Source organism: Mumia quercus, from assembly GCF_025506335.1.
Classification (GTDB): domain Bacteria; phylum Actinomycetota; class Actinomycetes; order Propionibacteriales; family Nocardioidaceae; genus Mumia; species Mumia quercus.
In genome coordinates this window covers 16435-40338 of the sequence record NZ_JANZYO010000006.1, presented here as the reverse complement: position 1 = coordinate 40338, position 23904 = coordinate 16435, and the positions used below count along the sequence as shown (strand labels likewise).

Genomic DNA, 23904 nt, shown 5'->3' with positions numbered 1-23904 from the left:
CCCCCCGCACGGCGCGGTGTTGTGGCGCTGGCGCGCGCCACGGCGGTGAGTCTGGTCCCACCCCGTGAGGCATTGTGGGACCAGACTCACCGCCGCGGCGTACACCCGGACGTCAGGTCGCGAGCGCCTTCGCCTTGAGCTGGTCGAACTCGGCCTGCGTGATCGTCCCCGCGTCGAGGAGCGCCTTCGCGGTCTCGATCTGGTGCGCGGGACTCGCGTGGCCCGCGGTCTGCTGGATGTACTGATCCGTCTCCGCCTTCGCGGCACGCATCGCGGCCACCTGCCGCTCGGTCATCCCGCCGCCGCGGACGATGAGGTACACCAGCGCCGTCAGGAACGGGAAGATGATCAGGAAGAGCACCCACACCGCCTTCCACCATCCGCTCAGGTGACGGTCACGGAAGAGGTCCGTCAGGATCTGGAAGAGCAGGATCAGGTACGCCACGAAGAAGAAGCTCCACACGAGGAGCCAGAAGAAGTCCCAGAAGTCGTCCATCGGAGGCCTTTCCGCACGTCATCAGGCCGGCACGCAGTGCACCGACCCGATCACTGTCACCCTCCCCGGGCGCTCCGGCATCGCCCCCACGGGGTGATTCGGTCAGGCCGCCCGCTGGTGCGCGTAGTCGGTCCGCCGCTCCCGCACCGGGCGGCCGATGCCCTCGGCGATCGTGCGCAGCTCCTCAACGGTCTTGGCCGAGCCGTGCTGCGACCCCGCCATCCGGCTGATGGTCTCCTCCATCAGCGTGCCGCCGAGGTCGTTGGCCCCGCCCTGGAGCATCGCCCGCGTCCCCTCGACGCCGAGCTTGACCCACGACGTCTGGATGTTGTCGACCCGCCCGTGCAGCATGATCCGCGCGAGCGCGTGGACCGCGCGGTTGTCGCGCATCGACGGACCCGGTCGAGCGACTCCCGCCAGGTAGATCGGCGCGTTCGTGTGGATGAACGGGAGCGCGACGAACTCGGTGAACCCGCCCGTACGGTCTTGGACCTCAGCGAGGGTCCGCAGGTGGCCGACCCAGTGGCGCGGGTTGTCCACGTGGCCGTACATCATCGTCGAGCTGGAGCGGATCCCCAGCGCGTGCGCCGTCTCCACGACCTCGATCCACTGCGCGGCCGGCAGCTTGCCCTTGGTCAGCACCCACCGGACGTCGTCGTCGAGGATCTCCGCCGCGGTCCCCGGGATCGTGTCGAGCCCTGCCTCGCGGAGCTCGCTCAGCCAGTCGCGGATCGAGCGGCCGGCCTTCGCCGACGCGGTCACGACCTCCATCGGGCTGAAGGCGTGGACGTGGATGTCCGGCGCCGCCGCCTTCACGGCACGCACGATGTCGGCGTACGCCGAGGGGCCGAGGTCGGGCGAGATCCCGCCCTGCAGGCAGACCTCGGTCGCGCCGAGCTGCACCGCCTCGCGCACGCGGTCGCCGATCTGCTCCAGCGAGAGCGTGTACGCGTCGGCGTCGGACTTGCGCTGCGCGAACGCGCAGAAGCGGCACCCGACGTAACAGACGTTGGTGAAGTTGATGTTGCGGTTCACCACGTACGTGACGTCGTCGCCGACGGCGTCACGGCGCAGGTCGTCGGCAAGTCGACAAAGAGCGTCGAGCGCGGGCCCGTCGGCCGTCATCAGCGCGAGGTAGTCCGCATCGGAGAGGCCGCCGGGCGTCGCCTCCGCGCGCGCCAGTGCCGTACGGACGTCGGAGTCGAGGCGCTCCGGCACCGACGGCAGGCCCAGCGGCTCGGAGGTACGCGACGCGTGCTCGCGCACCTCTTCCCAGTCGCCATAGACACCGACGAAGTCCGACCGTCGGTCCGCGCTGCGCCCCACCGTGTCGATCTCCGTGTGCAGCTCCGTACGGCCGCTCGCCTCGGTCGGCGTCTCCGGCTCCTGCCACGGCCGTCCGACGACCGGCGCGTCGGCGTCTGCGAGCCCGTCCGGCGCCGCCAGCGCGGCCACGTGAGGGACGAGCCGGGTGTCGAACCACGGCCGCTCCCCCGACAGCGTCTCCCGTACGAAGCGCGGGTGCGCGGTGAGCCTCTCGGCCAGGCGGAGCCCGGACGCGGCGGTCCAAGCGGCGAGGTCGTCGATCTGGGGCCACGGGCGCTCGGGGTTCACGTGGTCGGGCGTCACGGGCGACACGCCGCCCCAGTCGTCGACGCCGGCGGCGAGCAGCGGCGCGATCGAGTCCGGGTCGGACAGGTTCGGCGGCGCCTGGAGCGTCACCGAAGGCCCGAGGACGACACGTGCCGTGGCGACGGTCGCGAGGTACTCCTCGACGCCGAGGTCCGGCTCGTTGCGCATCGCCGTGTCGTCCTTGGCGCGGAAGTTCTGGACGATGACTTCTTGCACCGCCCCGTACGTCCGGGCGACCCGGCGCAGCGCGAACAGCGCGTCGACGCGCTCGGAGACGGTCTCACCGATGCCGACGAGGATGCCGGTGGTGAACGGGATGCCGATCCGGCCGGCGTCCTCGAGCACCCGGAGGCGCAGCGCGGGGTCCTTGTCGGGCGAGGCGTAGTGCGGACCGCCCGGCTCCGACCACAACCGGGTCGCCGTCGTCTCGAGCATCATGCCCATCGACGGCGCGACGGGACGGAGCCGCTGCAGCTCGGCCCACGACATGACGCCGGGATTCAGGTGGGGCAGGAGGCCGGTCTCCTCGAGGACGCGGATCGCCATCGCGCGCACGTACGAGAGCGTGTCGTCGTACCCGTGCTCGTGCAGCCACTGCTCGGCCTGGGGCCAGCGGTCCTCCGGGCGGTCGCCGAGGGTGAACAGCGCCTCCTTGCAGCCCTGCGCCGCGCCTTGCGCCGCGATCGCGACGATCTGGTCCGGCGAGAGGAACGGGGCCTCGACGCGGTTGGGGGTGGTGGCGAACGTGCAGTAGTGGCAGCGGTCCCGGCACAGGCGCGTCACCGGGATGAAGACCTTGCGCGAGTACGTGACGACTCCGGGGCGCCCTGCCGCCTCCATCGCGGCGTCGCGCACCCGGGAGGCGATCTCCGAGAGCCGCACCAGGTCGTCGCCACGGGCCGACGCGAGCGCGACCGCCTCGTCGTGGTCGAGGGACTTGCCGGCCTCTGCGCGGGCCAGCGCCCGTCGGATCTCGCGCTCGCTCGTCATGATCGCCTCATCGTAATCGCGTTCCGCGACACGTGAGACGATGCGTCCGGTCGCGGACCACGAAGTTTCGTCTGAGCGAAGGACACGCATGACTCACACCATCGCCGTCGTCGGCGGGACGGGCCCGCAGGGCCGCGGACTCGCCTACCGCTTCGCCCTCGCGGGCCACACGGTCGTGATCGGATCACGCTCCGCCGAGCGCGCCACCGAGAAGGCCGAGGAGATCGCGGCGCGGGTCGCGGAGAACGGCGGCTCCGGCACGCTGTCCGGCGCGACCAACGCCGACGCCGCGGCGGGCGCGGACCTCGTGCTGCTGGCCGTGCCGTGGGACGGCTACCAGGAGCTCGTCGCCGATCTCGCGTCCGTCCTCGACGGCAAGACGGTGATCAGCTGCGTGAACCCGCTCGCGTTCGACGCCGCGGGCCCGTACGGTCTGACGCTCCCGGAGTCGGCCGCCGAGCTGACGCAGGCCGCGGTCCCTGGCGCGAAGGTCGTCGGCGCGTTCCACCACGTCGCGGCGCTCTCGCTCTGGAAGACCCCCGAGCCGCTGTCCCACGAGGACGTGCTCGTGTGCGGGGACGACCCGGAGTCGAAGGACGTCGTCGCCGAGCTCGCCCGTACGGTCAGCGGCCAGCGCGGGATCGATGCCGGTGCCCTGCGGATCGCGCGTCAGCTCGAGCCGTTCACGGCCGTGCTCATCAACGTGAACAAGCGCTACAAGGTCCGCTCGGGCCTGCACCTCGCCGGTCTCCCGGACGACGCCCGCGCCTGACGCCTCCGCGGACGTCATACGTACGGCGGGTCGAGGCCCTCCGAACGTATGACGTCCTGCGGGGTCAGGAAGGCTGGCCGGCCTTGCGGAGGTCGCGACGCAGCTCCGGCGGCAGGGCGAAGATGAGGCTCTCCTCGGCGGTGTGCACCGCGGTCGCCGTCGGGAACCCGCGCTCGTTGAGGAACGCGAGCACACCCTCGACGAGCTCCTCCGGGACGGACGCGCCGGAGGTCACGCCGACCTTCTCGACGCCCTCGAGCCACTCCTCGCGGATCTCGGACACGTCGTCGACCCGGTACGAGGCCTTGGCGCCGGCTTCGAGCGCGACCTCGACCAGGCGTACGGAGTTGGACGAGTTCGCGGAGCCGACGACGATCATCAGGTCGGCGCCCTCGGAGATCTCCTTGACGGCGAGCTGGCGGTTCTGCGTGGCGTAGCAGATGTCGTCGCTCGGCGGGTCCTCGAGCTGAGGGAACTTCGCCCGCAGCGCGTCCACGATCGCCATCGTCTCGTCGACGCTGAGCGTGGTCTGCGAGAGCCACGAGAGCTTGGTGCCCTCGGGGAACTCCAGCGCCTCGACGTCGGCGACGGTCTCGACGAGCGTGATCGCCTCCGGTGCCTCGCCCGAGGTGCCCTCGACCTCCTCGTGACCGGCGTGACCGATGAGCAGGATGCGGTAGTCCTCGCGGGCGAACCGCTTCGCCTCGTGGTGCACCTTGGTCACCAGCGGGCAGGTCGCGTCGATCGTCTTGAGGCCGCGGGCCTCGGCCTCGTCGTGGACCGCCGGCGAGACACCGTGCGCGGAGAACACGACGGTGGCCCCGGTCGGGACCTCGTCGAGCTCCTCGACGAAGATCGCACCGCGCCGCTCGAGGGTCTGCACGACGTGCTTGTTGTGGACGATCTGCTTGCGGACGTAGACGGGCGCACCGTAGAGGTCGAGCGCCTTCTCGACCGTGATGACCGCGCGGTCGACGCCTGCGCAGTAGCCGCGCGGGGCGGCCAGCAGGAGGTCGCGGTCCGCGCCGAGCGCGGGCATGCCGAGGGTCACCGTGTCCGAAGCCATGTCCCCATCGTAGGGGAGTCCTCCACAGCCCCGACGCCGTCGCCGCCCGCTGTCCGCCGATGCGCCTAGGGTTGCTGCATGGCCCTCGAGACCAGCCCTGACTCCCCTGCGCCGCTGCGCGTGATCTCCCAGCTGATGGGCGACTACATCGCGCGGCTGGGCGCCCAGTGGATCGAGGGCGAGATCGCGCAGCTCACGCGCCGCCAGGGCGTGTGCTTCCTGACGCTGCGCGACCTCGACGCCAAGATCTCGATGTCGGTGACCTGCCGGCGGATCGTCCTCGACCGCTCTCCGACGCCCATCACCGAGGGGGCCCGCGTCGTCATCCACGCCAGGCCCGACTTCTACCCGGCCAACGGCACCCTGTCGCTGAACGCGCGTGACATCCGCCCCGTCGGGATGGGTGAGCTGCTCGCGCGCATCGAGCAGCGCCGCCAGCTCCTGGCCGCCGAGGGCCTCTTCGACCTGGCCCGCAAGCGCCCGCTGCCGTTCCTCCCCCACCGCATCGGCCTGATCACCGGCAAGGGCTCGGCGGCCGAGCACGACGTCCTCGAGAACGCACGTCTGCGCTGGCCCGGCGTGGAGTTCGAGATCTCGTACGCGCTCATGCAGGGCAGCTCGTCGGCGGCCCAGGTCATCACCGCGCTGCGGGCGCTCGACGCCGACGAGGCGGTCGACGTCATCGTGATCGCCCGCGGCGGCGGCTCCGTCGAGGACCTGCTGCCGTTCTCGGACGAGGGCCTCGTCCGCGCGGTCGCCGCCGCCCGTACGCCGGTGGTGAGCGCCATCGGGCACGAGCCGGACGTGCCCCTCCTCGACCACGTCGCCGACGTACGGGCGTCCACGCCGACGGACGCGGCGAAGCGGGTCGTCCCGGCCGTCGTCGACGAGCTGCAGCACCTCGCGCAGCTGCGTCGGCGCGCCTGGTACGCGGTCGACCAGCGCCTCGGTCGCGAGCAGCACCGGCTCGACGCGATCCGCAGCCGGCCTGCGATGGCGCGACCCGTCACGCTCATCGACGAGCAGACCTCCCGCGTCGACGAGCTGCTGGGCCGGGCGCGGCGCTCGCTCGGCCACCGGCTCGACCTCGCGCACCACGAGGCGGCCGCGCAGCTCGCCCGCGTGCGGGCGCTCTCGCCGCTGCGGACGTTGGAGCGCGGTTACGCCGTCGCACAGACCACCGACGGCCGCGTCGTCACCTCCATCGAGCAGCTGGCCCCCGACGCCGAGGTCTCCCTCCGGGTGGTCGACGGCCACGCGAGCCTCCGTACGCTCTCCACCGCCCCTTCCCCGCACGCCGACCTCACCGATGACGAGGAGTCCTGATGACCGAGCAGAGCGCCGACGACGCGGCGGCCACCCCCGACGTGCCGTACGAGCAGGCGCGCGAGGAGCTTGCCGAGGTCGTCTCTCGGCTCGAGGCGGGAGGTACGACGCTCGAGGAGTCGCTCACCCTGTGGGAGCGCGGCGAGGAGCTGGCCGCGATCTGCCAGCAGTGGCTGGACGGTGCGCGGGCGCGGCTGGAGCGGGCTCAGGAGCGAGCGGCGGCCCAGCGAGGCGGGACGGACTCCGGCACGTCGTGACTCTGCGAGGCTACTCGCTGGCGAGCAGCCCGAGGAAGCGTTCGATGTCCTCGCGAGGGGCGGGCCCGGTGACGAGGAGCGTCATGTCACCCTCCTCGCGGACGAAGGTGGTCTCTCCCCCGCCGGTCCACAGTTGCCAGGTCTTGCCCGCGACCTCGACGTCGCCGCGCTGCTCGACGCCCGGCGCGTGGGTCTCGATCATCCGGGGCGCAGAGTCGAGGGCCTGCTCGAGCCCGATGTAGCGGTCCCCGTCGGTGAGGAACCCGAGGTGCCAACGGCCGGACTCGCCCGGCTTGAACGTGACGCCGTTCGCGCGCCACCCGTCGGGCAGCGAGGTGGGCGCATAGACCGGGTACGGCGCTGTCTGCCGCACCTCCTCGACCGTCTGCTCGTACTCCACGGCCGGCCGCTCGTCCGGGGTGTTGCCCCAGAAGAACTGCCCGACGAAGAACAGCCCGACCACGATCACGGCCATGACGCCCATGGAGCGCGCGATGTCGGCGAACGCCGGATTGCCGTAGCTCGAGCGCGGCTTGGCCGGAGCCTGGTCCTGCGCCGGCGACTCCTGCGTCGCGTGCTCAGGAGTCGGGGAGGGGTCGGTGCTGCTCACGGGCCCATTCTCCCAGGCCACCCCAGCACGGCCAGGCACCCGTACGAGGTCCGCCGCAGATTCGGCTCAGGTACGCGAAATCTTCCGCAGATGCGGACAAGGTCGTACGATGCTGCCGTGCCTGCGTACCGATACTCCGAGGCCGCCGAGCTGCTCGGCGTCAGCGACGACACGGTCCGTCGCTGGGCCGACCAGGGGCGTTTCACGCCGACCCGGACGCCCGGGGGCGCCGCAGCCGTCGACGGGCGGGAGCTCGCGGCCCTCGCGGTGGAGCTCGCCGACGGGCCCGTGGACACCGAGCGCACCCACGCCCGCAGCGCCCGCAACCAGCTGCGCGGGATCGTCACGCGCGTCGTCGCCGACACCGTCATGGCGCAGGTCGAGATGTGCTGCGGCCCGTACCGGATCGTCTCCCTCATCAGCGCCGAGGCGGTGAACGACCTCGGGCTCGAGGTCGGCGTCGTCGCGGTCGCCGGGGTGAAGGCCACCAACGTCACCGTGGAGGTCGTCCCGTGAACCGGGTCCGCGCCGCTGTTGCGGGGTCTCTCGCCGCCGTGTCCCTCCTCGCCGCCTGCGGGGGCGCGCAGGGCGACGACGGCTCCGCCGGCGACCGTACGCTCACCGTCCTGGCGGCAGCGTCGCTGACCGAGGCCTTCGACGAGCTCGAAGAGGCCTTCGAGCGCGAGCACGACGGGGTCGACGTCCGGCTCGCGTACGACTCCTCGGCCGTGCTGGCCGAGCAGGTGCTCCAAGGCGTGCCGGCCGACGTCCTCGCGACCGCCGACGAGGCGACGATGCGCAAGGTCGTCGAGGCGAAGGCGGCCGACGGCGACCCGGCCCCGTTCGCGACCAACACGCTCACGATCGTGACGCCCCCCGGCAATCCTGGCGGGGTCCGCGGCGTGCAGGACCTGGGGCGGGCCACGTTCGCGGTGTGCGTCCCCGCGGCGCCGTGCGGTGACGCCGCCCGGCGACTGCTCTCCCTGGACGGCAACCGGTCGAAGCCGACCACCGAGGAGCAGAACGTCAAGGGGGTCCTCACCAAGGTCACGCTCGGCGAGGTCGACGCGGGTCTCGTCTACCGCTCCGACGCGAAGGCAGCGGGCGATGCCGTCGAGACAGTCGAGGCTGCGAACGCCTCGGAGGTGGTCAACGTGGATCCGATCGTGGTCCTGGCGGAGTCCGAGGCACCCGCGCTCGCCCGGGAGTGGGTGGCGCTCGTGACGGGCGAGCAGGGCCAGAAGGTCCTCGCGCGGCACGGGTTCGGACCGGCTGCGTGAGCACACGCGACGCGCCCGCCCTCGGCCGCGTACCGGTCACGCTGGTCCTGCCCTCGGCCGCCGGACTCCTGCTGCTGCTCCTCCCCCTCGTCGGCCTGCTGCTGCGCGCGCCGTGGGGGACGTTCCTGGAGCGGTTGGGCGACCCGGCGATCCGCGACGCCCTCCGCCTGAGCCTGGTGACGTCGACGGTCGCAGCCGCCGTGTGCCTGGTGCTCGGGGTGCCGCTGGCATGGCTGCTCGCCCGTACGGAGTTCCGTGGCCGCAGCGTCGTCCGGGCGCTCGTGAACGTGCCGCTGGTCCTTCCGCCTGTGGTGGGCGGCGTGGCGCTCCTCATGGCGTTCGGCCGTCGTGGCGTCGTCGGGCAGTGGCTCGACGACGCCTTCGGCGTGACGCTCCCCTTCACGACGGCGGCGGTCGTCCTGGCCCAGGCGTTCGTCGCCCTGCCCTTCCTCGTCATGAGCGTCGAGGGCGCGCTGCGCACGGCGGACCGGCGGTACGACGAGGTCGCCGCGACGCTCGGCGCCTCGCGGCTCGTCGCGTTCTGGCGCGTCACGCTGCCGCTGGCCGGTCCGGGGATCGCTGCGGGTGCTGCCCTGGCGTGGGCCCGCGCGCTCGGCGAGTTCGGAGCCACGATCACCTTCGCCGGCAGCGTCCCCGGTGTCACGCGCACGATGCCGCTGGAGATCTACGGCGCGATGCAGTCCGACCCGGACACGGCGATCATGCTCAGCGTGATCCTGCTCGGGATCAGCGTCGCTGTCCTCGTCGCACTGCGCTCGTCGTGGACCGGGCGCGCCTGGGCGGGGCAGCCGTGAAGGGCCTCGAGGCACACCTGCGGATGCGTCGCGGTAGCTTCGACGCCGACGCCGCGTTCACCGTGCCGCCGGGCGAGGTCCTGGCGCTCGTCGGACCCAACGGGGCCGGCAAGAGCTCGCTGCTGCGCGCCCTGGCCGGCCTCACTCCGCTCGAGGAGGGCCGCGTCGTGCTCGGCGGCACCGTCCTCGAGGACACGGCGGCGGGCATCCGGACGCCGACGCCTCAGCGCGATCTCACGATGGTGTTCCAGGACCCGCTGCTGTTCCCGCACCTGTCGGTGCGCGACAACGTCGCCTTCGGCCTGCGGCACCACCGTGCCCAGGCGCGGCGACCCCGCCAGGCCCGCGCGCAGGCCGACGACCTCCTTGCTCGTACGGGACTGGCCGATCTCGCAGGGCGCAAGGCCGGGCGCCTGTCGGGCGGTCAGCGTCAGCGTGTCGCGATCGTGCGCGCGCTCGCGTGCGACCCCGCGCTCCTCCTCCTCGACGAGCCGACGTCGGCGCTCGACGTGTCGGTGACGACAGAGGCACGCGCGTTCCTCCGCCAGCACATCCGGACCTTCGGCGGCGTGACGGTGCTGGTCAGCCACGACCCGCTCGACGCGTTCGTCCTCGCCGAACGCGTCGCGGTGGTCGAGCACGGCCGGATCACCCAGACCGGCACGCCCGAGGAGATCTCGCGCCGCCCCCGTACGGAGTACGTCGCGCACCTGATGGGACGCAACCTGCTCCGCGACGGGGACACGTACCGGACCTTCAGCCCGACGGCGGTCACGCTCTTCCGCGAGGAGCCGATCACCTCGGCCCGCAACCTGTGGCAGCTGCGCATCGCGAGCCTCGTCCCCCACGGCGACGCGGTGCGCGTGCACCTGCGGGGTGCGGTGTCGCTCGTCGCCGACGTGACGCGCGAGGCCGTCGCCGCGCTCGACCTCCACGAAGGGCTTGCCGTGTGGGCGAGCGTGAAGGAGACCGAGGTGACGACGTTCACGGACTGAACGAACGCGCCTTCCGCGCCCTGGCCGCCCCACTCTCCGTTGGCCCCAACGAGGAGTGACCGGGAGCAATAGGTGGTGCGGACCGCGAAAATCCCGCCCCGGGCGGCAGTGCGGACCAGACGTAAGATGCCGCCATGACCGCCAGCGCGCACGGATCGAAGCTGCCAGGCCCTCTCACCCCCGCCGCTCAGGCCCCCGACCGCAACCTCGCCCTGGACCTGGTCCGGGTCACGGAGGCCGCGGCGATGGCGGCCGGACGCTGGGTCGGGCGGGGCGACAAGAACGGCGCTGACGGGGTCGCGGTCAACGCGATGCGCTCGCTGATCAACACCGTCGGCATGAACGGCGTCGTCGTCATCGGCGAGGGCGAGAAGGACAACGCCCCGATGCTGTTCAACGGCGAGCAGGTCGGTGACGGCACCGGCCCCGAGGCCGATGTTGCCGTCGACCCGATCGACGGCACCACGCTGACCGCCAAGGGCATGCCCGGCGCGGTCTCCGTCCTCGCGGTGGCGCCGCGGGGCGCGATGTTCGACCCGTCGGCCGTCTTCTACATGGACAAGCTCGCTGTGGGTCCGGAGGCCGCTGACGTCATCGACATCCGCCTCCCGATCGCGGAGAACATCCGTCTGGTCGCGAAGGCCAAGAACCTCTCGGTCTCGTCGGTCACCGTGTGTGTGCTGGACCGCCCGCGCCACTCCGGGCTCGTCGACGAGATCCGCGAGACCGGCGCCCGCATCAAGTTCATCTCCGACGGCGACGTGGCGGGCTCGATCTACGCCGCGCGCCCCGGCACCGGCGTCGACATCCTCGCCGGGGTCGGCGGCACCCCCGAAGGCATCATCAGCGCCTGCGCGATGAAGGCTCTCGGCGGCGCCATCCAGGGCAAGCTGTGGCCCACCGACGACGCCGAGCGCCAGAAGGCGGTCGACGCCGGCCTCGACGTCGACGCGGTGCTCTCCACCGACGACCTCGTCAAGGGCGACGACTGCTTCTTCGTCGCGACCGGCATCACCGACGGCGAGCTCATGAACGGCGTCCGGTACGGCTCGGGCATCGCCGTGACGGAGTCCCTCGTCATGCGCTCGCGCTCCGGCACGTACCGCAAGATCATCTCCGAGCACCGCATGGAGAAGCTGAAGGCGTACGCCTCGATCGACTACGAGGGCTGACGCACCGTGGCCTCGGACGCGGGAGCACGCACGCTCGTCGTGGGCGAGGCGCTGGTCGACCTCACCGAGAGCCCGACGGGTCTCGTCGAGGCGCACCCGGGCGGCTCCCCGCTCAACGTCGCGGTCGGGCTGGCCCGGCTCGGCGTCGCGACGACGTTGGCCGCTCAGGTCGGCGACGACGAGTACGGCGACCTCGTCCGTGACCACGTGGACGCCTCCGAGGTCGACCTCCGGTCGCTCCCTCCGCACCACGAGGACACCTCGCTCGCCCAGGCCACCCTGGACGCCGCCGGCGTCGCGTCGTACCGGTTCGATCTGGTGTGGGATCCCGACGAGATGCCCGCGCCGGAGGACTTCGACCTGGTCCACACCGGCTCGATCGGTGCCACGCTCGCTCCTGGGGCCGACGCGGTCGCCGCGCTCGTCGCGCAGGCCCACGCCGCCGGCGTCCCCGTCTCGTACGACCCGAACGTCCGGCCCGCGATCACGCCCGACCTCGACGACGTACGAGCCAGGGTCGACCGGCTCGTCGCGCACGCCTCGTACGTGAAGCTGAGCGACGAGGACGCCCGCACGCTCCGACCGGGCCTCGACCCGCTCGCGTACGCCGCCGAGGTCGCCGACACGGGTCCCCGGCTGGTCGTCGTGACCCGGGGAGGCGACGGCGTGACGCTGCTCAGCGGCGGCACCACGGTCGAGGTCGCCGCCCAGCGGGTGGCGGTCGCCGACACGATCGGCGCCGGCGACTCCTTCATGGCGGCGCTGCTCGCGGGCCTCGTGGTCCGCGGCTGGCTCGACCGCCCCACCTTCGACGTCGAAGCACTGGAGTGGCTGGGGACGCTGGCCGCGCAGGCGGCGGCGATCACCTGCTCGCGGCCGGGCGCCGACCCACCGTGGCGCAAGGAACTTCCTCCGCTCCGGTGACCAAACGCCAACCGCCGCTGGGGTACCCCAGCCAGCGCGGCTGCCTACGATGGGGGCGTGACCGAGCGCCTCGCCACCCTCGACAGCGGGATCACCCTCGCGTACGAGACGTTCGGCGACGCGGACGATCCGGCGCTGCTGCTCGTCATGGGGCTCGGATGCCCCATGAACTGGTGGCGCTCCGGGTTCTGCGAGGAGCTCTCCGCCCAGGGCTTCCACGTGATCCGCTACGACAGCAGAGACGTGGGGCGTTCGACGCGTTTCGACGACCATCCCGTGACGCGCCGGCAGGTCGCCGCGGCGGCGACCGGACGCTGGCGGCGCGCGCCGTACGGTCTGTCCGACCTCGCTGCCGACGCCGCCGGACTCCTCGACGCCCTCGGCATCGACGCCGCCCACGTGGTCGGGCAGTCGATGGGCGGCATGGTCGCCCAGACCCTGGCGATCGAGCACCCCGACCGCGTCCTGTCGCTCACCTCGATCATGTCGACGACGGGTCGCCGTACGGTCGGGTGGCAGCACCCTCGACTGGCCGGGATGCTGCTCGCGACCGGAGGGATCGGCGAGGAGGGCTACGTCCGACAGTCGCTGCGCAGCGCGCGGGCGATCTCGAGCCGCCGGTACGGCCTCCCGCCCGCCGCTGTCGAGGCGCGCGCCCGTGAGACGTACGCCCGCGGCTGGTCGATCCAGGGCACGATGCGTCACATGCTCGCCGTCATGACCCAGCCCGACCGGACGCGCGCTCTCGGCGGGCTCCGCGTCCCCACCCTCGTCATCCACGGTGGCGCCGACCCGATGGTCGACCCGTCAGGCGGCCGCGCGACCGCCGCCGCCGTCCCTGGCGCCCAGCTGATGATGGTGCCGGGCATGGCGCACGAGATCCCCGTGGACCTCGAGAGCCTCTTCGCCGCCGCCATCGCCCGCAACTCCCGGAGGTCTCATGCACACGCGCGGTGACGCGGTCGTCCGACGTCGAGAGGACGGCGCGCTCGAGCTGCGCGTCAACGGCGTCTTCGTCATGGACGACGTCGAGACGACGTCCGAGCGCCTGCTGGCGCGCGCCGCGCTCGCCGGGTGCGCCGACCCCCGGCACGTGGTCGTCGGTGGGCTCGGCATGGGCTTCACGCTCCGCGAGATCCTCACCGACCGCCGCGTCAAGCAGGTGACGGTGGCCGAGCTGGAGGCGGCGATCCCCGACTTCATGCGGGAGGGCACGCTGCCCGGCGCCGACCTGATCGACGACCGCCGCGTGGACCTGCAGGTCGACGACGTCCGCGCGGTCGTCGCCGCCCTGCCCGAGGCGAGCGTGGACGTGATCCTCCTCGACGTCGACAACGGACCCGACTTCCTGGTCCACGACACGAACGCGGCGGTGTACGAGGCGCCCTTCGTGGCGACGTGCGCGGCACGCCTGCGCGACCACGGCGAGCTGTGCATCTGGTCGATGGACGACTCGGCCCCTGTCCGGCAGGCGTTGGGGGCCTCGTTCGCCCACGTGTACGCGGAGCGGGTGCCCGTACGGCTGCAGGGACGCGAGGAGGCGTACTGGCTCTTGCGGGGACGGGTCCCCCGCCGCTGAGCCCTGGCCGTACGGGGATAATCTCGGACTCATGAGCACTGAGACCGAGTACCGGATCGAGCGCGACACCATGGGCGAGGTCAAGGTGCCCGCCAATGCGCTCTACAAGGCCCAGACGCAGCGCGCCGTCGAGAACTTCCCGATCTCCGGCAGCACCCTGGAGCCGCAGCACATCCGCGCGATCGCGCTGGTGAAGCTGGCCTGCGCGAAGGCGAACGCCGAGCTCGGCGTCATCGACCAGGACGTGGCCGACGCGATCGTCGCCGCTGCGCAGGAGGTCGCCGACGGTCGCCACGACGACCAGTTCCCGATCGACGTCTTCCAGACGGGCTCGGGCACGTCGAGCAACATGAACATGAACGAGGTCCTCTCGACGCTGGCCAGCCGCACCCTCGGTCGCGACGTCCACCCGAACGACCACGTCAACGCGTCTCAGTCGTCCAACGACACCTTCCCCACGTCGATCCACGTCGCCGCCACCGAGGCAGCCGCGAACGAGCTGGTCCCCGCTCTCGACCACCTCGCGTCCGCGTTCGAGGCCAAGGCCAGCGAGTGGGCGTCGATCGTGAAGTCGGGCCGCACGCACCTCATGGACGCCACGCCGGTGACGCTCGGCCAGGAGTTCGCCGGGTACGCCGCGCAGATCCGTCGCGGCATCGAGCGGGTCCAGTCGGCGCTGCCGCGCGTCGCCGAGGTGCCGCTGGGCGGCACGGCGGTCGGCACCGGCATCAACACGCCCGCCGGCTTCCCGCAGCGCGTGATCGCGATCCTCGGGGAGGAGACCGGCCTGCCCCTCACGGAGGCGGTCGACCACTTCGAGGCCCAGGGAGCCCGCGACGGGCTGGTCGAGCTCTCCGGTCAGCTCCGTACGATCGCGGTCAGCCTGATCAAGATCAACAACGACCTGCGGTGGATGGGCTCCGGCCCGCGTACGGGTCTCGGCGAGCTCCAGCTCCCCGACCTGCAGCCGGGCTCGAGCATCATGCCGGGCAAGGTCAACCCGGTCGTCCCTGAGGCCGTGCTCATGGTGTGCTCGCAGGTGATCGGCAACGACACCGCGATCACCATCGCCGGCCAGTCCGGCTCCTTCGAGCTCAACGTACAGATGCCGGTCATGGCGCGGGCGCTCCTGGAGTCGATCCGCCTCCTGGCCAACTCCTCGCGCGTGCTGGCCGACCGCTGCGTCGCGGGGACGGTCGCCAACGAGGACCGCTGCGCCGAGCTCGCCGAGTCGTCGCCGTCGATCGTGACGCCGCTCAACAAGTACATCGGCTACGAGAACGCCGCCAAGGTCGCCAAGACGGCGCTCAAGGACAAGACCACGATCCGTCAGACCGTGCTCGACATGGGCTTCGTGGACGAGGGCAAGCTGACTCTCGAGCAGCTCGACGCCGCCCTCGACGTGCTCTCCATGACGCACCCCTGACGCAGCCTGGCTCGTCGAGGTCTCTCGCGAGCAGGCCCGAGGTCTCTCGCGAGTAGGCCTGGGGTCTCTCGCGAGGGTCAGGAGGTGCGGCGGGCGACCTGGTAGCCGTCGCGGTCGAGGACGAGCTCCCACGTCGTCCCGGGGTGCTGGGTCTCGGCGTACGCCACGGCGTCAGGCGCGGCCTGTCCCCAGCCGGCGTACGCGTCGATCACGAGCCAGTCGGGCACCGCGTCGCCGACCGTGCCGGTCCAGTAGACCGTGCGTCCGGTCGAGAGGTGCGTGATCAGCCCGATGTCGGTCTCGACGCTCGCGCCCTCGGGAACGAGGTCGAGGACCTCCTGCGCCGCGGCCGCACGTGGACTCGCCTCGTACGTCTGTGCGTCGGCGAGCTTGGCCAGCGGGAACTGCGAGACGAGCGCCAGGGCGACGGCCGCGGCGATCGCGGGAACGTGGGTCGCGTAGCGGCGCAACCAGGTCGGCCTGCCGCCGTCGCGCAACCGCACGATCGCGTCCAGCATCGCCGCGAACACGACCGGCATGAGGACGAGGCCGTAGTGCCAGTCCGTGCCCCAGTAGTACGGGTTGTCGCCGACGAAGCGCCACAGCAGCGTCGGGCCCGCCACGAGCACCCACGGCGAGCGCAGCGCGAGGAAGCCGGTGACGCCGAACGTCGCCAGCAGCGTCGGCAGCTTGAGGTCCCAGCCCGTCCAGAACGACGCCCAGGGGCCCGGTCCGCCCTCGTCACCGGCGCCGATGACGCTGACGTAGTCGTATCCACCGCCGGGGTTGAACGCCGGGATGAGGACGAAGAGCGTCAGCAGGAAGCCACCGAGGCCGGCGAGCGCGGTCGCGAGGCCGATCCGTCGCGCCCCGGCGAGCGCCAAGGCGACTCCCACCGCCACCACGGTGAGGCCGAGGTCCTCCTTGACGAGGAGCAGCGGGAGCGACCAGAGCGCCGCGGCACGCCAGCGCCGCTCGACGAACGCGATGCCGGCCAGCGCCAGGAACAGAGCCGCGAAGGCGACCTCGTGGAAGTCGACCCACACCGCGGAGGCGATGCCGAACGACAGCCCGTACGCGAGGCCGACGGCGAGCCCGGCTGCGGTGCCGAGAGCGCGTACGGCGCCGCGGGCGATCACCCAGACCGACAGCGCGAGGAGCACTGCCTGGGCGACCAGCAGCGTACGGCCGTCGGGGAACAGCCGGTAGAACGGCGCCACGATTGCCGTGATCGGCGAGAAGTGGTCACCGAGGATGTGGTAGTCCGGCCCCTTGATGTCGACGATCGGAGCCTGGAGGCGGGAGTACGCGGCGATCGCCTGCTCGAAGATCGCGTTGTCCCACGAGGGGGTCTCGAAGCGGCGAAACCGCAGCAACGAGACGGCCGCGTACGCGACGCCGCACAGCGTGGCGAGGAGGCCTGCCCCGACGACGCCGACGACCCCGGCGCGCCTGCGTGCGCCGGGGTCGTCGTCGGAGATCGAGTCGGTCATGCCGACACGCTATCCGGCACCGCTGAGAGCTCTCGGGACGGTCAGTACCAGCCGTTGCCCTGCTTGAAGGACCACGCAGCGCTCGGCGTGCCGTAGACCTCCTTGATGTAGCGCAGACCCCACTTGATCTGGGTCGCCGGGTTCGTCTTCCAGTCCTTGCCTGCTGACGACATCTTCGACCCGGGCAGCGCCTGCGGGATGCCGTACGCGCTGGAGGTGGGGTTGTCGGCGTTCCAGCGCCAGTTGCTCTCGCTCACCCACAGCTTGTTGAGGGCGGCGTACTGGCCCTGGCCGAAGCCGAAGTCGGACAGCATCGCCTTCGCGATCGCGCGGGGGTTCTTGTCCTGCATGCGCGCGGTCTTGACCTTCGCGGCAGCGCGCTGCTTGGCGGCCTTCGCCACCTGCTGCTTCTTGGCGTCGGCGACGGACGGGACGGCCGGAGCCGCGGGGCGCTGCGCAGAGCGCGAGGTCTGAGGCTCCGTACGGTCACCGGACGCCGCGGCCTTCTCGGTCGTCGTCTCGGCGGCCAGCGCCTCGGTGCCACTGACGGACGCGGCCTCGACCGTCGGCGGGGCGCTGGTGGCACCGGCCACGGCGCCACCGACGAGCGCGAGCGCAGCCAGGGCGGACAGGGTGAAGCCGACGCGGCCTCGAGGGGTACGCGCACGCGTCAGGAGACGGCTCGCGAGAGGGGCCTGCGCGGCTTTTCGGCGCGCGCGGGTATGGGGGGATGACACGCTGGGTCCTCCGGGGGAAAGGATCGGTCGCGGATATCCCCAGCGTGCGAGAAGACGAAATCAGAATCAAACGGACAAGTCGCCCAAGGGTCGCCACCTACCGCTCTGACCTGCGAAGACGGCCTTTCCTGAGAATCTGCACGAGCGGGCCGCGGCCCCGGCCTACCCCTCGCCGGCCGGAGCCGCCTGCCCGCCGTCCGCGGCGGCAGGACGAGAGCCTCCGGCGTCGCCGTCAGCATCGTCCCGCGCCCGCAGCATGAGGTTGTCGCCGGTCTCGGGGTCGAAGAGGTGCAGCTTGCTCACGTCCATCACCAGCTCTGCCTCGCCGCCCTCGCGGACCCTCGTGGTCGGCTCGAGCGTGACGACGATCTGCTGCTGCATCTTCTCGCCGTCGAGGTCCTTGGCGAGGTCGTCGAGCGTCGTCCGGACCTCCTCAGGTGCCTCGAACGGGATGTACGCGTACTGCTCGTTGCCCAACCACTCCACGACGTCGACGCCGGCGGTGAAGCGCACGCCGTTCTCCGGCGCACGCGACGCGGAGGCGTCGGCGAAGTGCTCGGGCCGGATCCCGCCGATGAGCAGCTCGTGCCCCTTCGTGGCCTCGGCCATCTCGGGCGGCATCGTGAACGAGACGAAGGGCAGCTCGAGCTGGTCGCCGTTGGGCCGGGCGGGAAGCATGTTCATCGGCGGTGATCCGATGAACCCCGCGACGAACAGGTTTACCGGGTCCTCGTAGAGCTCGCGCGGCGTCGCGACCTGCTGGAGGACGCCCTTCTTCAGCAGAGCGACACGGTCCCCGAGCGTCATCGCCTCGGTCTGGTCGTGCGTCACGTACACCGTCGTCACCCCGAGCTTGCGCTGCAGGCGGGCGATCTCGGTGCGCATCTGGCCACGCAGCTTCGCGTCGAGGTTGGACAGCGGCTCGTCGAACAGGAACGCCTGGGCGTCACGCACGATCGCCCGCCCCATCGCGACACGCTGCCGCTGACCGCCGGAGAGGTTCGCCGGCTTGCGGTCGAGGAACTCGGTGAGCTCGAGGGTCTCCGCGGCGTCGCGCACCTTCTTGTCGATCTCCTCGTTGGAGATGCCCTTGTGCAGGCGGAGCGGAAAGGCGATGTTCTCGTACACGTTGAGGTGCGGGTAGAGCGCGTAGTTCTGGAAGACCATCGCGAGGTTGCGGTCGCGGGGCGGCTCGTCGTTGACGCGCTTGCCGCCGATCAGCATGTCGCCGGAGGTGATCTCCTCCAGACCGACGATCATCCGCAGCAGGGTCGACTTGCCGCAGCCCGACGGGCCCACGAGGATCACGAACTCTCCGTCCTCGATGGCGAGGCTGACGTCGCGCACCGCCGGGGCGTTGTCTCCGTACTGCTTGACGATGTTCTTCATCTCGATGGTGGCCATGGTGGTCAACCCTTCACTGCGCCGGAGGTGAGCCCGGAGACGATCTTGCGCTGGAACAGGAGGACGATGATGAAGATCGGGACCGTCACGACGACCGAGGCCGCCGCGATCGCCGCGATCGGTTGGTCGAACTGGGACGCGCCGGTGAAGAACGCCAACGACGCCGGGACCGGGATCGCTCGCGTCGTCGACGTCAGGGATATGCCGAACACGAAGTCGTTCCACGCGAAGAAGAACGTGATGATCGCGGCCGTGAAGACGCCGGGCGCCGCGAGCGGAACGATGACCTTGCGGAAGGCCTGCCACGACGTCGCACCATCGACCTGGGCAGCCTGCTCCATCTCCCAGGGGATCTCGCGGAAGAAGGCCGAGAGCACCCAGATCGACATGGGGAGGGTGAACGACAGGTACGGGATGATCAGGCCGAGCCACGTGTCGTAGATGCCGATCGCTCGCCACATGTCGAACAACGGGCCGACCAGGGCGACGACCGGGAACATCGCGATCGCCAGCGCCATCGAGAGCACGATCTTCTTGCCGCGGAACCGCAGCCGGGCGATCGCGTACGCCGCGAACGTGGCGAGGATGACAGAGATCGTCGTGGCGATGACCGAGATGCCGAACGAGTTGATCAGCGCGTGCTGGAACAGGTCGAACTTGAAGACGGTCTTGAAGTTGTCGAACCCGGGGTCGTGCGGGAGGAAGCCGCCCTGGTTCACGTCGGCGTTCCCGCCCTTGAGCGACAGCGACACGAGATAGACGACCGGAGTCAGCGTGTAGAGCATGATGAGCTCGGCCCCCACGATGGATCCCCAGGAGATCTGCGGCGCGCTGTCACCGAGCAGCAGCCCGATGGCGCCGGTGATCACGAAGACCGTGCCGGTGATCAGCCACAGCCAGAGGTCAGGGCGGTCGATGAGCCAGAGACCGGCGCCCGCGAAGAGCAGACCGATCGCGATCGAGACCAGCGACCACATCACGCGGGACTTGCGACGCGGCGACATCTCAGTCTCCCCTCACCTGGCTCAGATCCACCCGGAACAGCTTCATCAGACCGAACGCGATGATCAGCACCGAGAGGAACAGCAACACGGACATCGCCGACCCGAGACCGAGCTCGACGCGTTGGATCATCGCGTTGTAGACCAGGCCCGACGGCGGCGCGGTGCCGTTGGCGAAGCCGGTCATGATGAACGGGCTGTCGAAGATGCGGTAGGCGTCGAGCGCCCGGAAGAGCACGGCGACCATGATCGCGGCGCGCATCGACGGCAGGATCACCCGCGTGAGGCGCTGCCACCAGGTCGCGCCGTCGACGGTGGCCGCCTCGATCGCGTCGTTCGGCACCTGCGAGAGGCCCGCGAGCAGCAGCAGCGAGATGAACGGGGTCGTCTTCCAGATCTCGGCGAGGCAGATGACGAAGATCGATCCCCAGAAGTCGTCGAACATGTTCGTGCCCGGGTCGAGGTGCAACCACTGGTTGACGAACCCCGTCGTGGGTTGGAACGCGTACAGCCACGCGTACGCGGAGACGACCGTGATGATGCCGTACGGCACGAGGATCGACGCCCGTACGATGCCGCGGGCGACGAGGATGTTGTTCATCACCATCGCGAAGCCGAAGCCGATGACGAGCTCGACGGCCACGGTGACGACCATGATGAAGACCGCCACGCCGACCGCGCGCCACCACAAGGGATCCGACAGGACGACGCCGTAGTTGGAGACGCCGACGAACTCGCGGTTGTCGGGGTCGGTCAAGCGGTAGTTGAACAGCGAGAGGTACAGCGCCCGGAGCATCGGCCACGCGGTCACCAGCAGCATCACCGCGACCGCGGGTCCGGCGAGCTTCCAGCCGAGCCTGTTCTCGGCGCTCTCCGGCGTGCGGGTCTTGAGCCGCCGGCCGCCGGGGGCTTGTTTCGTCGGCTCGAGAGTCGTCGTGCTCGCCATCGTCATCTCCTCCCGCTCACAGCAGTGCCTTGCCCTGCAGGACGTCCTCGATGTACTGCTGCGACTCCGCCGGCGTCTTGTCGGGGTTCACCGACGACGGCGGGTGCCAGCTGGAGTAGAGGGCGGTGCTGATGTCGCTCCAGTACGGGGTGAGCGGGCGCGGCGCCGCCGCGTCGATGCTCTCCCGCCACAACGGCGCCATCGGGAACGCCTTCTTCATCTCGGGGTCGTCGTAGACCGCCGACCGCGCCGGCTGGTTGCCGGAGGCCATCGCGTACGTCTTCTGGCTCTCCTCGGAGGTGAGGCACGCCGCCGCCTCGTACGCCGCCTCGGGGTGCTTGCCGTAGGCGGAGACCGCGAGGTTGATCCCGCCGTACGGAGGGCGGCTCTCGTCGACGCTGGTGGTGCGCGGATAGCGCGTCCAGGCCAGGTCGTCCTTGAACGGGGCGACGTTGGGGTCGGAGTACACGTAGGTCCAGTTGACGAGGAACCCGCCGTCGGCCGCGGAGAACGACGCGACCGAGCCGCCCTCGTCGGCGTTGGACAGCGCCGGCGGTGCGGCGTCGGACTTGCCGAGCTTCGAGACGACCTCCGCGGCGGCCTTGCCCTCCGGGGTGTCGATCGTGATCTTGGCATCCTTGCCGGCTTCGGGGTCCTCGAGGATCTCGCCGCCGGCGCCGGAGATCAGCGCGTTGATCCACACCGAGTAGCCCTCGTACCGCTTGGCCTGCACGCTCACCGTCGTACGGGTCTGCTCGGCGGCGTCGATGACCTGCGCCCAGGTCACCGGCTTCGACATGTCGAGCCCGGCCTTCTCCGCGACCGACTTGCGGTACCAGAGGATCTGCGTGTTGGACCAGAGCGGGACCGCGACGAGGTTGTCGTCGTACGTCGCGGCCTCGACCGCACCGTCGAGCATGCCCTCGGAGAGGTCGACCTGCTGGTCCTTCGTCATCGGCTCCAGGAAGCCCGCGTTCGCGAACTCCGCCGTGAACGCCGGGTCGAGGCTCATCAGATCGATCGAGGAGTCCTTCGCCGCAAGGCGCCGGACGAGCTGCTCGCGCTGCTGCGAGGCGTCGTTGGGCAGCAGCTCGACCTTGATGTCATACATCCCCTCGGACTCCTCGCTGCACTTCAGCGCGAGGTACGCCTGGCCGCCGGGAGCGCGCTTGCCGTCCTCGCCGGTGACGTACGGCTCGAGGTTGGAGACGTCCGGGTTGATGTACCAGGTGAGAGTGGGCGTGTCGCCGCTCGACTCGCTCCCGCACGCTGCGAGTCCCGCCGCCGCGCTGGCCACGGCGACGACCGCCGCGACCCTCTGTCGAGCCCTTGTGCCCATCGAATGCTCCCGTCCGTTGCTGCGTCCGAGGACGCCTGACGTACGTGACCTATCTCACTGAACCACAGCGGTGACACTAGCGCAGCAACAGACCCCTTAGAGCCCGGGGTCTTCGAGCATCTCCGTCACCAGCGCGGCCACCGGCGAACGCTCCGAGCGGGTGAGGGTCACGTGGGCGAACAGCGGGTGGCCCTTGAGCTTTTCGACCACGGCCACCACGCCGTCGTACCTCCCGACGCGCAGGTTGTCGCGCTGGGCGACGTCGTGGGTGAGGACGACGCGGGAGTTCGCCCCGATCCGCGACAGCACCGTGAGCAGGACGTTGCGCTCCAGCGACTGCGCCTCGTCGACGATCACGAAAGCGTCGTGCAGGGAGCGGCCCCGGATGTGGGTCAGCGGCAGGACCTCCAGCATCTCGCGGTCGATCACCTCCTCGACCACGTCACCGGAGGCGACCGCACCCAGCGTGTCGAAGACGGCCTGGCCCCACGGCCCCATCTTCTCGGCCTCCGAGCCCGGGAGGTAGCCGAGGTCCTGACCGCCGACGGCGTACAACGGCCGGAAGACCACGACCTTCTTGTACGTCCGCCGCTCCATGACCGCCTCGAGACCGGCGCACAGCGCCAGAGCGGACTTCCCCGTTCCGGCGCGGCCGCCCATCGAGACGATCCCGATGTCGGGGTCGAGCAGCAGCTCGAGCGCGATCCGCTGCTCGGCCGAGCGGCCGTGCAGCCCGAACGCCTCACGGTCCCCCCGGACGAGACGCACGCGCTTGTCGGGCGTGACCCGGCCCAGGGCGCTCCCCCGCTCCGACAGCAGGACGAGCCCGGTGTGGCACGGGAGGTCGCGGGCCGCCTCCAGGTCGACGCTGCCGTCCTCGTACAGCGCGTCGAGGTCCGCGCCGGCGACCTCGACCTCGGCCATGCCCGTCCAGCCCGACTCCAGGGCGAGCTCGGCTCGGTACTCCTCCGAGCTGAGCCCGACCGCCGAGGCCTTCACCCGCATCGGCAGGTCCTTGGAGACGAGCGTGACGGCGTGACCTTCGTCGGCGAGGTTCTTGGCGACCGAAAGGATCCGGGTGTCGTTGTCGCCGAGCTGGAAGCCCGACGGCAGCGCGCCGGGGTCGGTGTGGTTGAGCTCGACCCGGACCGTCCCGCCCTCGTCGTTGACCGGGAGGGGCCGGTCGAGCGTGCCGTGGCGGACGCGGAGCTCGTCGAGGAGGCGCAGGGCTGCCCGCGCGAAGTACCCGAGCTCGGGATGGGCCCGCTTGGCCTCGAGCTCGGTGATGACGACGACCGGGACGACGACCTCGTGCTCGGCGAACCGGGTCAGCGCCCGCGGGTCGGCGAGAAGCACGCTGGTGTCGATCACGTACGTGGTGGGGATGTCAGCAGCCACGGCAGTCTCCTCGTACGAGCCCACGCGCATCCCCGCGCCGGCTCACTCTCTGACAGATGGAGCCGGGTTCAGGGCAGCGGGCCCGGGGGCGGGCCAACCTCCCGCCGTGCGTACCGGACCGGCACTCGTGCCGAGCGATCGGTGGTGCACGGAGGGCCTCCCGGTGCCGGTGGGATGTGGGCCCCGCCGACCCCCTGACCGTACGACGCCAGCGGGCGTCCGCACCAGCGACACGCCCCCTTTGTG

23 protein-coding genes are annotated in these 23904 nt (G+C 71.1%); 12 read left to right on the top strand and 11 right to left on the bottom strand.

The genetic code is table 11. The features are described from left to right. Positions 1 to 112 precede the first annotated feature (112 nt). Positions 113 to 496 (bottom strand): SHOCT domain-containing protein, encoded by a 384-nt coding sequence (locus NYZ95_RS14795; RefSeq protein ID WP_262852092.1) that lies wholly within the window; start codon positions 494 to 496, stop codon positions 113 to 115. Positions 497 to 598: 102 nt separating this feature from the next. Continuing rightward, the gene (locus NYZ95_RS14790) at positions 599 to 3118 is read right to left on the bottom strand and encodes a bifunctional FO biosynthesis protein CofGH (RefSeq protein ID WP_262852091.1); all 2520 of its coding nucleotides are present in this window, start codon (positions 3116 to 3118) and stop codon (positions 599 to 601) included. A gap of 88 nt (positions 3119 to 3206) precedes the next feature. Here NYZ95_RS14790 and npdG point away from each other — a divergent pair, with 88 nt between their 5' ends. After that, positions 3207 to 3890 (top strand): NADPH-dependent F420 reductase, encoded by a 684-nt coding sequence (gene npdG, locus NYZ95_RS14785; protein WP_262852090.1) that lies wholly within the window; start codon positions 3207 to 3209, stop codon positions 3888 to 3890. 64 nt (positions 3891 to 3954) lie between these two features. Here npdG and NYZ95_RS14780 read toward each other — a convergent pair whose 3' ends face one another. Beyond that, complete coding sequence (locus tag NYZ95_RS14780) at positions 3955 to 4929, bottom strand: 4-hydroxy-3-methylbut-2-enyl diphosphate reductase (protein ID WP_262852438.1); 975 nt, start codon at positions 4927 to 4929, stop codon at positions 3955 to 3957. A gap of 105 nt (positions 4930 to 5034) precedes the next feature. Between NYZ95_RS14780 and xseA the strand changes: the two genes are divergently transcribed. Further along, positions 5035 to 6282, top strand: coding sequence for an exodeoxyribonuclease VII large subunit (gene xseA / locus NYZ95_RS14775; RefSeq protein ID WP_262852089.1), 1248 nt, complete (start codon positions 5035 to 5037; stop codon positions 6280 to 6282). After that, positions 6282 to 6539, top strand: coding sequence for an exodeoxyribonuclease VII small subunit (locus NYZ95_RS14770; protein ID WP_262852088.1), 258 nt, complete (start codon positions 6282 to 6284; stop codon positions 6537 to 6539). Before xseA ends, NYZ95_RS14770 begins: the two co-directional genes overlap by 1 nt. A 10-nt stretch (positions 6540 to 6549) precedes the next feature. On the opposite strand, the gene NYZ95_RS14765 is transcribed toward NYZ95_RS14770, so the two are convergent. Continuing rightward, entirely contained in the window at positions 6550 to 7149 is a 600-nt protein-coding gene (locus NYZ95_RS14765) for a DUF4245 domain-containing protein (protein WP_262852087.1), read from the bottom strand. Between the two features lie 90 nt (positions 7150 to 7239). Between NYZ95_RS14765 and NYZ95_RS14760 the strand changes: the two genes are divergently transcribed. The 9 genes from NYZ95_RS14760 to NYZ95_RS14720 all read left to right on the top strand — a co-directional run bounded on the left by NYZ95_RS14760 (position 7240) and on the right by NYZ95_RS14720 (position 15340). Then, positions 7240 to 7665 (top strand): TOBE domain-containing protein, encoded by a 426-nt coding sequence (locus tag NYZ95_RS14760; RefSeq protein WP_262852086.1) that lies wholly within the window; start codon positions 7240 to 7242, stop codon positions 7663 to 7665. Continuing rightward, a complete protein-coding gene (gene modA, locus NYZ95_RS14755) occupies positions 7662 to 8429 on the top strand; it encodes a molybdate ABC transporter substrate-binding protein (protein WP_262852085.1) in 768 nt (255 codons plus the stop codon). The genes NYZ95_RS14760 and modA overlap by 4 nt, the downstream gene beginning before the upstream one ends. Beyond that, the gene (locus tag NYZ95_RS14750; RefSeq protein ID WP_262852084.1) at positions 8426 to 9244 is read left to right on the top strand and encodes an ABC transporter permease; all 819 of its coding nucleotides are present in this window, start codon (positions 8426 to 8428) and stop codon (positions 9242 to 9244) included. Before modA ends, NYZ95_RS14750 begins: the two co-directional genes overlap by 4 nt. Beyond that, entirely contained in the window at positions 9241 to 10239 is a 999-nt protein-coding gene (locus NYZ95_RS14745; protein ID WP_262852083.1) for an ABC transporter ATP-binding protein, read from the top strand. The genes NYZ95_RS14750 and NYZ95_RS14745 overlap by 4 nt, the downstream gene beginning before the upstream one ends. A gap of 134 nt (positions 10240 to 10373) precedes the next feature. Continuing rightward, positions 10374 to 11411: a class II fructose-bisphosphatase gene (gene glpX / locus NYZ95_RS14740; RefSeq protein WP_262852082.1), complete on the top strand. Its 1038-nt coding sequence runs from the start codon at positions 10374 to 10376 to the stop codon at positions 11409 to 11411. Between the two features lie 6 nt (positions 11412 to 11417). Further along, the gene (locus NYZ95_RS14735; protein WP_262852081.1) at positions 11418 to 12335 is read left to right on the top strand and encodes a carbohydrate kinase family protein; all 918 of its coding nucleotides are present in this window, start codon (positions 11418 to 11420) and stop codon (positions 12333 to 12335) included. 57 nt (positions 12336 to 12392) lie between these two features. Then, positions 12393 to 13292, top strand: a complete 900-nt coding sequence (locus NYZ95_RS14730; RefSeq protein WP_262852080.1) for an alpha/beta fold hydrolase — start codon at positions 12393 to 12395, stop codon at positions 13290 to 13292. Next, positions 13276 to 13914: a spermidine synthase gene (locus NYZ95_RS14725; protein WP_262852079.1), complete on the top strand. Its 639-nt coding sequence runs from the start codon at positions 13276 to 13278 to the stop codon at positions 13912 to 13914. Before NYZ95_RS14730 ends, NYZ95_RS14725 begins: the two co-directional genes overlap by 17 nt. 31 nt (positions 13915 to 13945) lie before the next feature. After that, positions 13946 to 15340: a class II fumarate hydratase gene (locus NYZ95_RS14720; RefSeq protein ID WP_262852078.1), complete on the top strand. Its 1395-nt coding sequence runs from the start codon at positions 13946 to 13948 to the stop codon at positions 15338 to 15340. 77 nt (positions 15341 to 15417) lie between these two features. Here NYZ95_RS14720 and NYZ95_RS14715 read toward each other — a convergent pair whose 3' ends face one another. The 7 genes from NYZ95_RS14715 to phoH2 all read right to left on the bottom strand — a co-directional run bounded on the left by NYZ95_RS14715 (position 15418) and on the right by phoH2 (position 23688). Further along, the gene (locus NYZ95_RS14715) at positions 15418 to 16833 is read right to left on the bottom strand and encodes a DUF2079 domain-containing protein (RefSeq protein ID WP_262852077.1); all 1416 of its coding nucleotides are present in this window, start codon (positions 16831 to 16833) and stop codon (positions 15418 to 15420) included. A gap of 41 nt (positions 16834 to 16874) precedes the next feature. After that, positions 16875 to 17570, bottom strand: coding sequence for an aggregation-promoting factor C-terminal-like domain-containing protein (locus NYZ95_RS14710; RefSeq protein WP_262852076.1), 696 nt, complete (start codon positions 17568 to 17570; stop codon positions 16875 to 16877). Positions 17571 to 17732: 162 nt separating this feature from the next. Continuing rightward, positions 17733 to 18974, bottom strand: coding sequence for an ABC transporter ATP-binding protein (locus tag NYZ95_RS14705; RefSeq protein WP_262852075.1), 1242 nt, complete (start codon positions 18972 to 18974; stop codon positions 17733 to 17735). Positions 18975 to 18979: 5 nt separating this feature from the next. After that, positions 18980 to 19978: a carbohydrate ABC transporter permease gene (locus NYZ95_RS14700; RefSeq protein WP_262852074.1), complete on the bottom strand. Its 999-nt coding sequence runs from the start codon at positions 19976 to 19978 to the stop codon at positions 18980 to 18982. Position 19979: 1 nt separating this feature from the next. Beyond that, positions 19980 to 20921, bottom strand: coding sequence for a carbohydrate ABC transporter permease (locus NYZ95_RS14695; RefSeq protein WP_262852073.1), 942 nt, complete (start codon positions 20919 to 20921; stop codon positions 19980 to 19982). A gap of 16 nt (positions 20922 to 20937) precedes the next feature. After that, entirely contained in the window at positions 20938 to 22260 is a 1323-nt protein-coding gene (locus NYZ95_RS14690; protein ID WP_262852072.1) for an extracellular solute-binding protein, read from the bottom strand. 96 nt (positions 22261 to 22356) lie between these two features. Then, positions 22357 to 23688, bottom strand: a complete 1332-nt coding sequence (gene phoH2, locus NYZ95_RS14685) for an RNA 5'-3' helicase PhoH2 (protein ID WP_372500488.1) — start codon at positions 23686 to 23688, stop codon at positions 22357 to 22359. Between the last annotated feature and the right edge of the window lie 216 nt (positions 23689 to 23904).

Bases quoted from the DNA above. Each gene is read 5' to 3' on its own strand.
- NYZ95_RS14795 (WP_262852092.1), bottom strand. From the start codon at position 496: ATGGACGACTTCTGGGACTTCTTCTGGCTCCTCGTGTGGAGCTTCTTC.
- NYZ95_RS14790 (WP_262852091.1), bottom strand. From the start codon at position 3,118: ATGACGAGCGAGCGCGAGATCCGACGGGCGCTGGCCCGCGCAGAGGCC.
- npdG (WP_262852090.1), top strand. From the start codon at position 3,207: ATGACTCACACCATCGCCGTCGTCGGCGGGACGGGCCCGCAGGGCCGC.
- NYZ95_RS14780 (WP_262852438.1), bottom strand. From the start codon at position 4,929: ATGCCCGCGCTCGGCGCGGACCGCGACCTCCTGCTGGCCGCCCCGCGC.
- xseA (WP_262852089.1), top strand. From the start codon at position 5,035: ATGGCCCTCGAGACCAGCCCTGACTCCCCTGCGCCGCTGCGCGTGATC.
- NYZ95_RS14770 (WP_262852088.1), top strand. From the start codon at position 6,282: ATGACCGAGCAGAGCGCCGACGACGCGGCGGCCACCCCCGACGTGCCG.
- NYZ95_RS14760 (WP_262852086.1), top strand. From the start codon at position 7,240: ATGCGGACAAGGTCGTACGATGCTGCCGTGCCTGCGTACCGATACTCC.
- glpX (WP_262852082.1), top strand. From the start codon at position 10,374: ATGACCGCCAGCGCGCACGGATCGAAGCTGCCAGGCCCTCTCACCCCC.
- NYZ95_RS14725 (WP_262852079.1), top strand. From the start codon at position 13,276: ATGCACACGCGCGGTGACGCGGTCGTCCGACGTCGAGAGGACGGCGCG.
- NYZ95_RS14720 (WP_262852078.1), top strand. From the start codon at position 13,946: ATGAGCACTGAGACCGAGTACCGGATCGAGCGCGACACCATGGGCGAG.
- NYZ95_RS14715 (WP_262852077.1), bottom strand. From the start codon at position 16,833: ATGACCGACTCGATCTCCGACGACGACCCCGGCGCACGCAGGCGCGCC.
- NYZ95_RS14705 (WP_262852075.1), bottom strand. From the start codon at position 18,974: ATGGCCACCATCGAGATGAAGAACATCGTCAAGCAGTACGGAGACAAC.
- NYZ95_RS14700 (WP_262852074.1), bottom strand. From the start codon at position 19,978: ATGTCGCCGCGTCGCAAGTCCCGCGTGATGTGGTCGCTGGTCTCGATC.
- NYZ95_RS14695 (WP_262852073.1), bottom strand. From the start codon at position 20,921: ATGGCGAGCACGACGACTCTCGAGCCGACGAAACAAGCCCCCGGCGGC.
- NYZ95_RS14690 (WP_262852072.1), bottom strand. From the start codon at position 22,260: ATGGGCACAAGGGCTCGACAGAGGGTCGCGGCGGTCGTCGCCGTGGCC.
- phoH2 (WP_372500488.1), bottom strand. From the start codon at position 23,688: ATGCGCGTGGGCTCGTACGAGGAGACTGCCGTGGCTGCTGACATCCCC.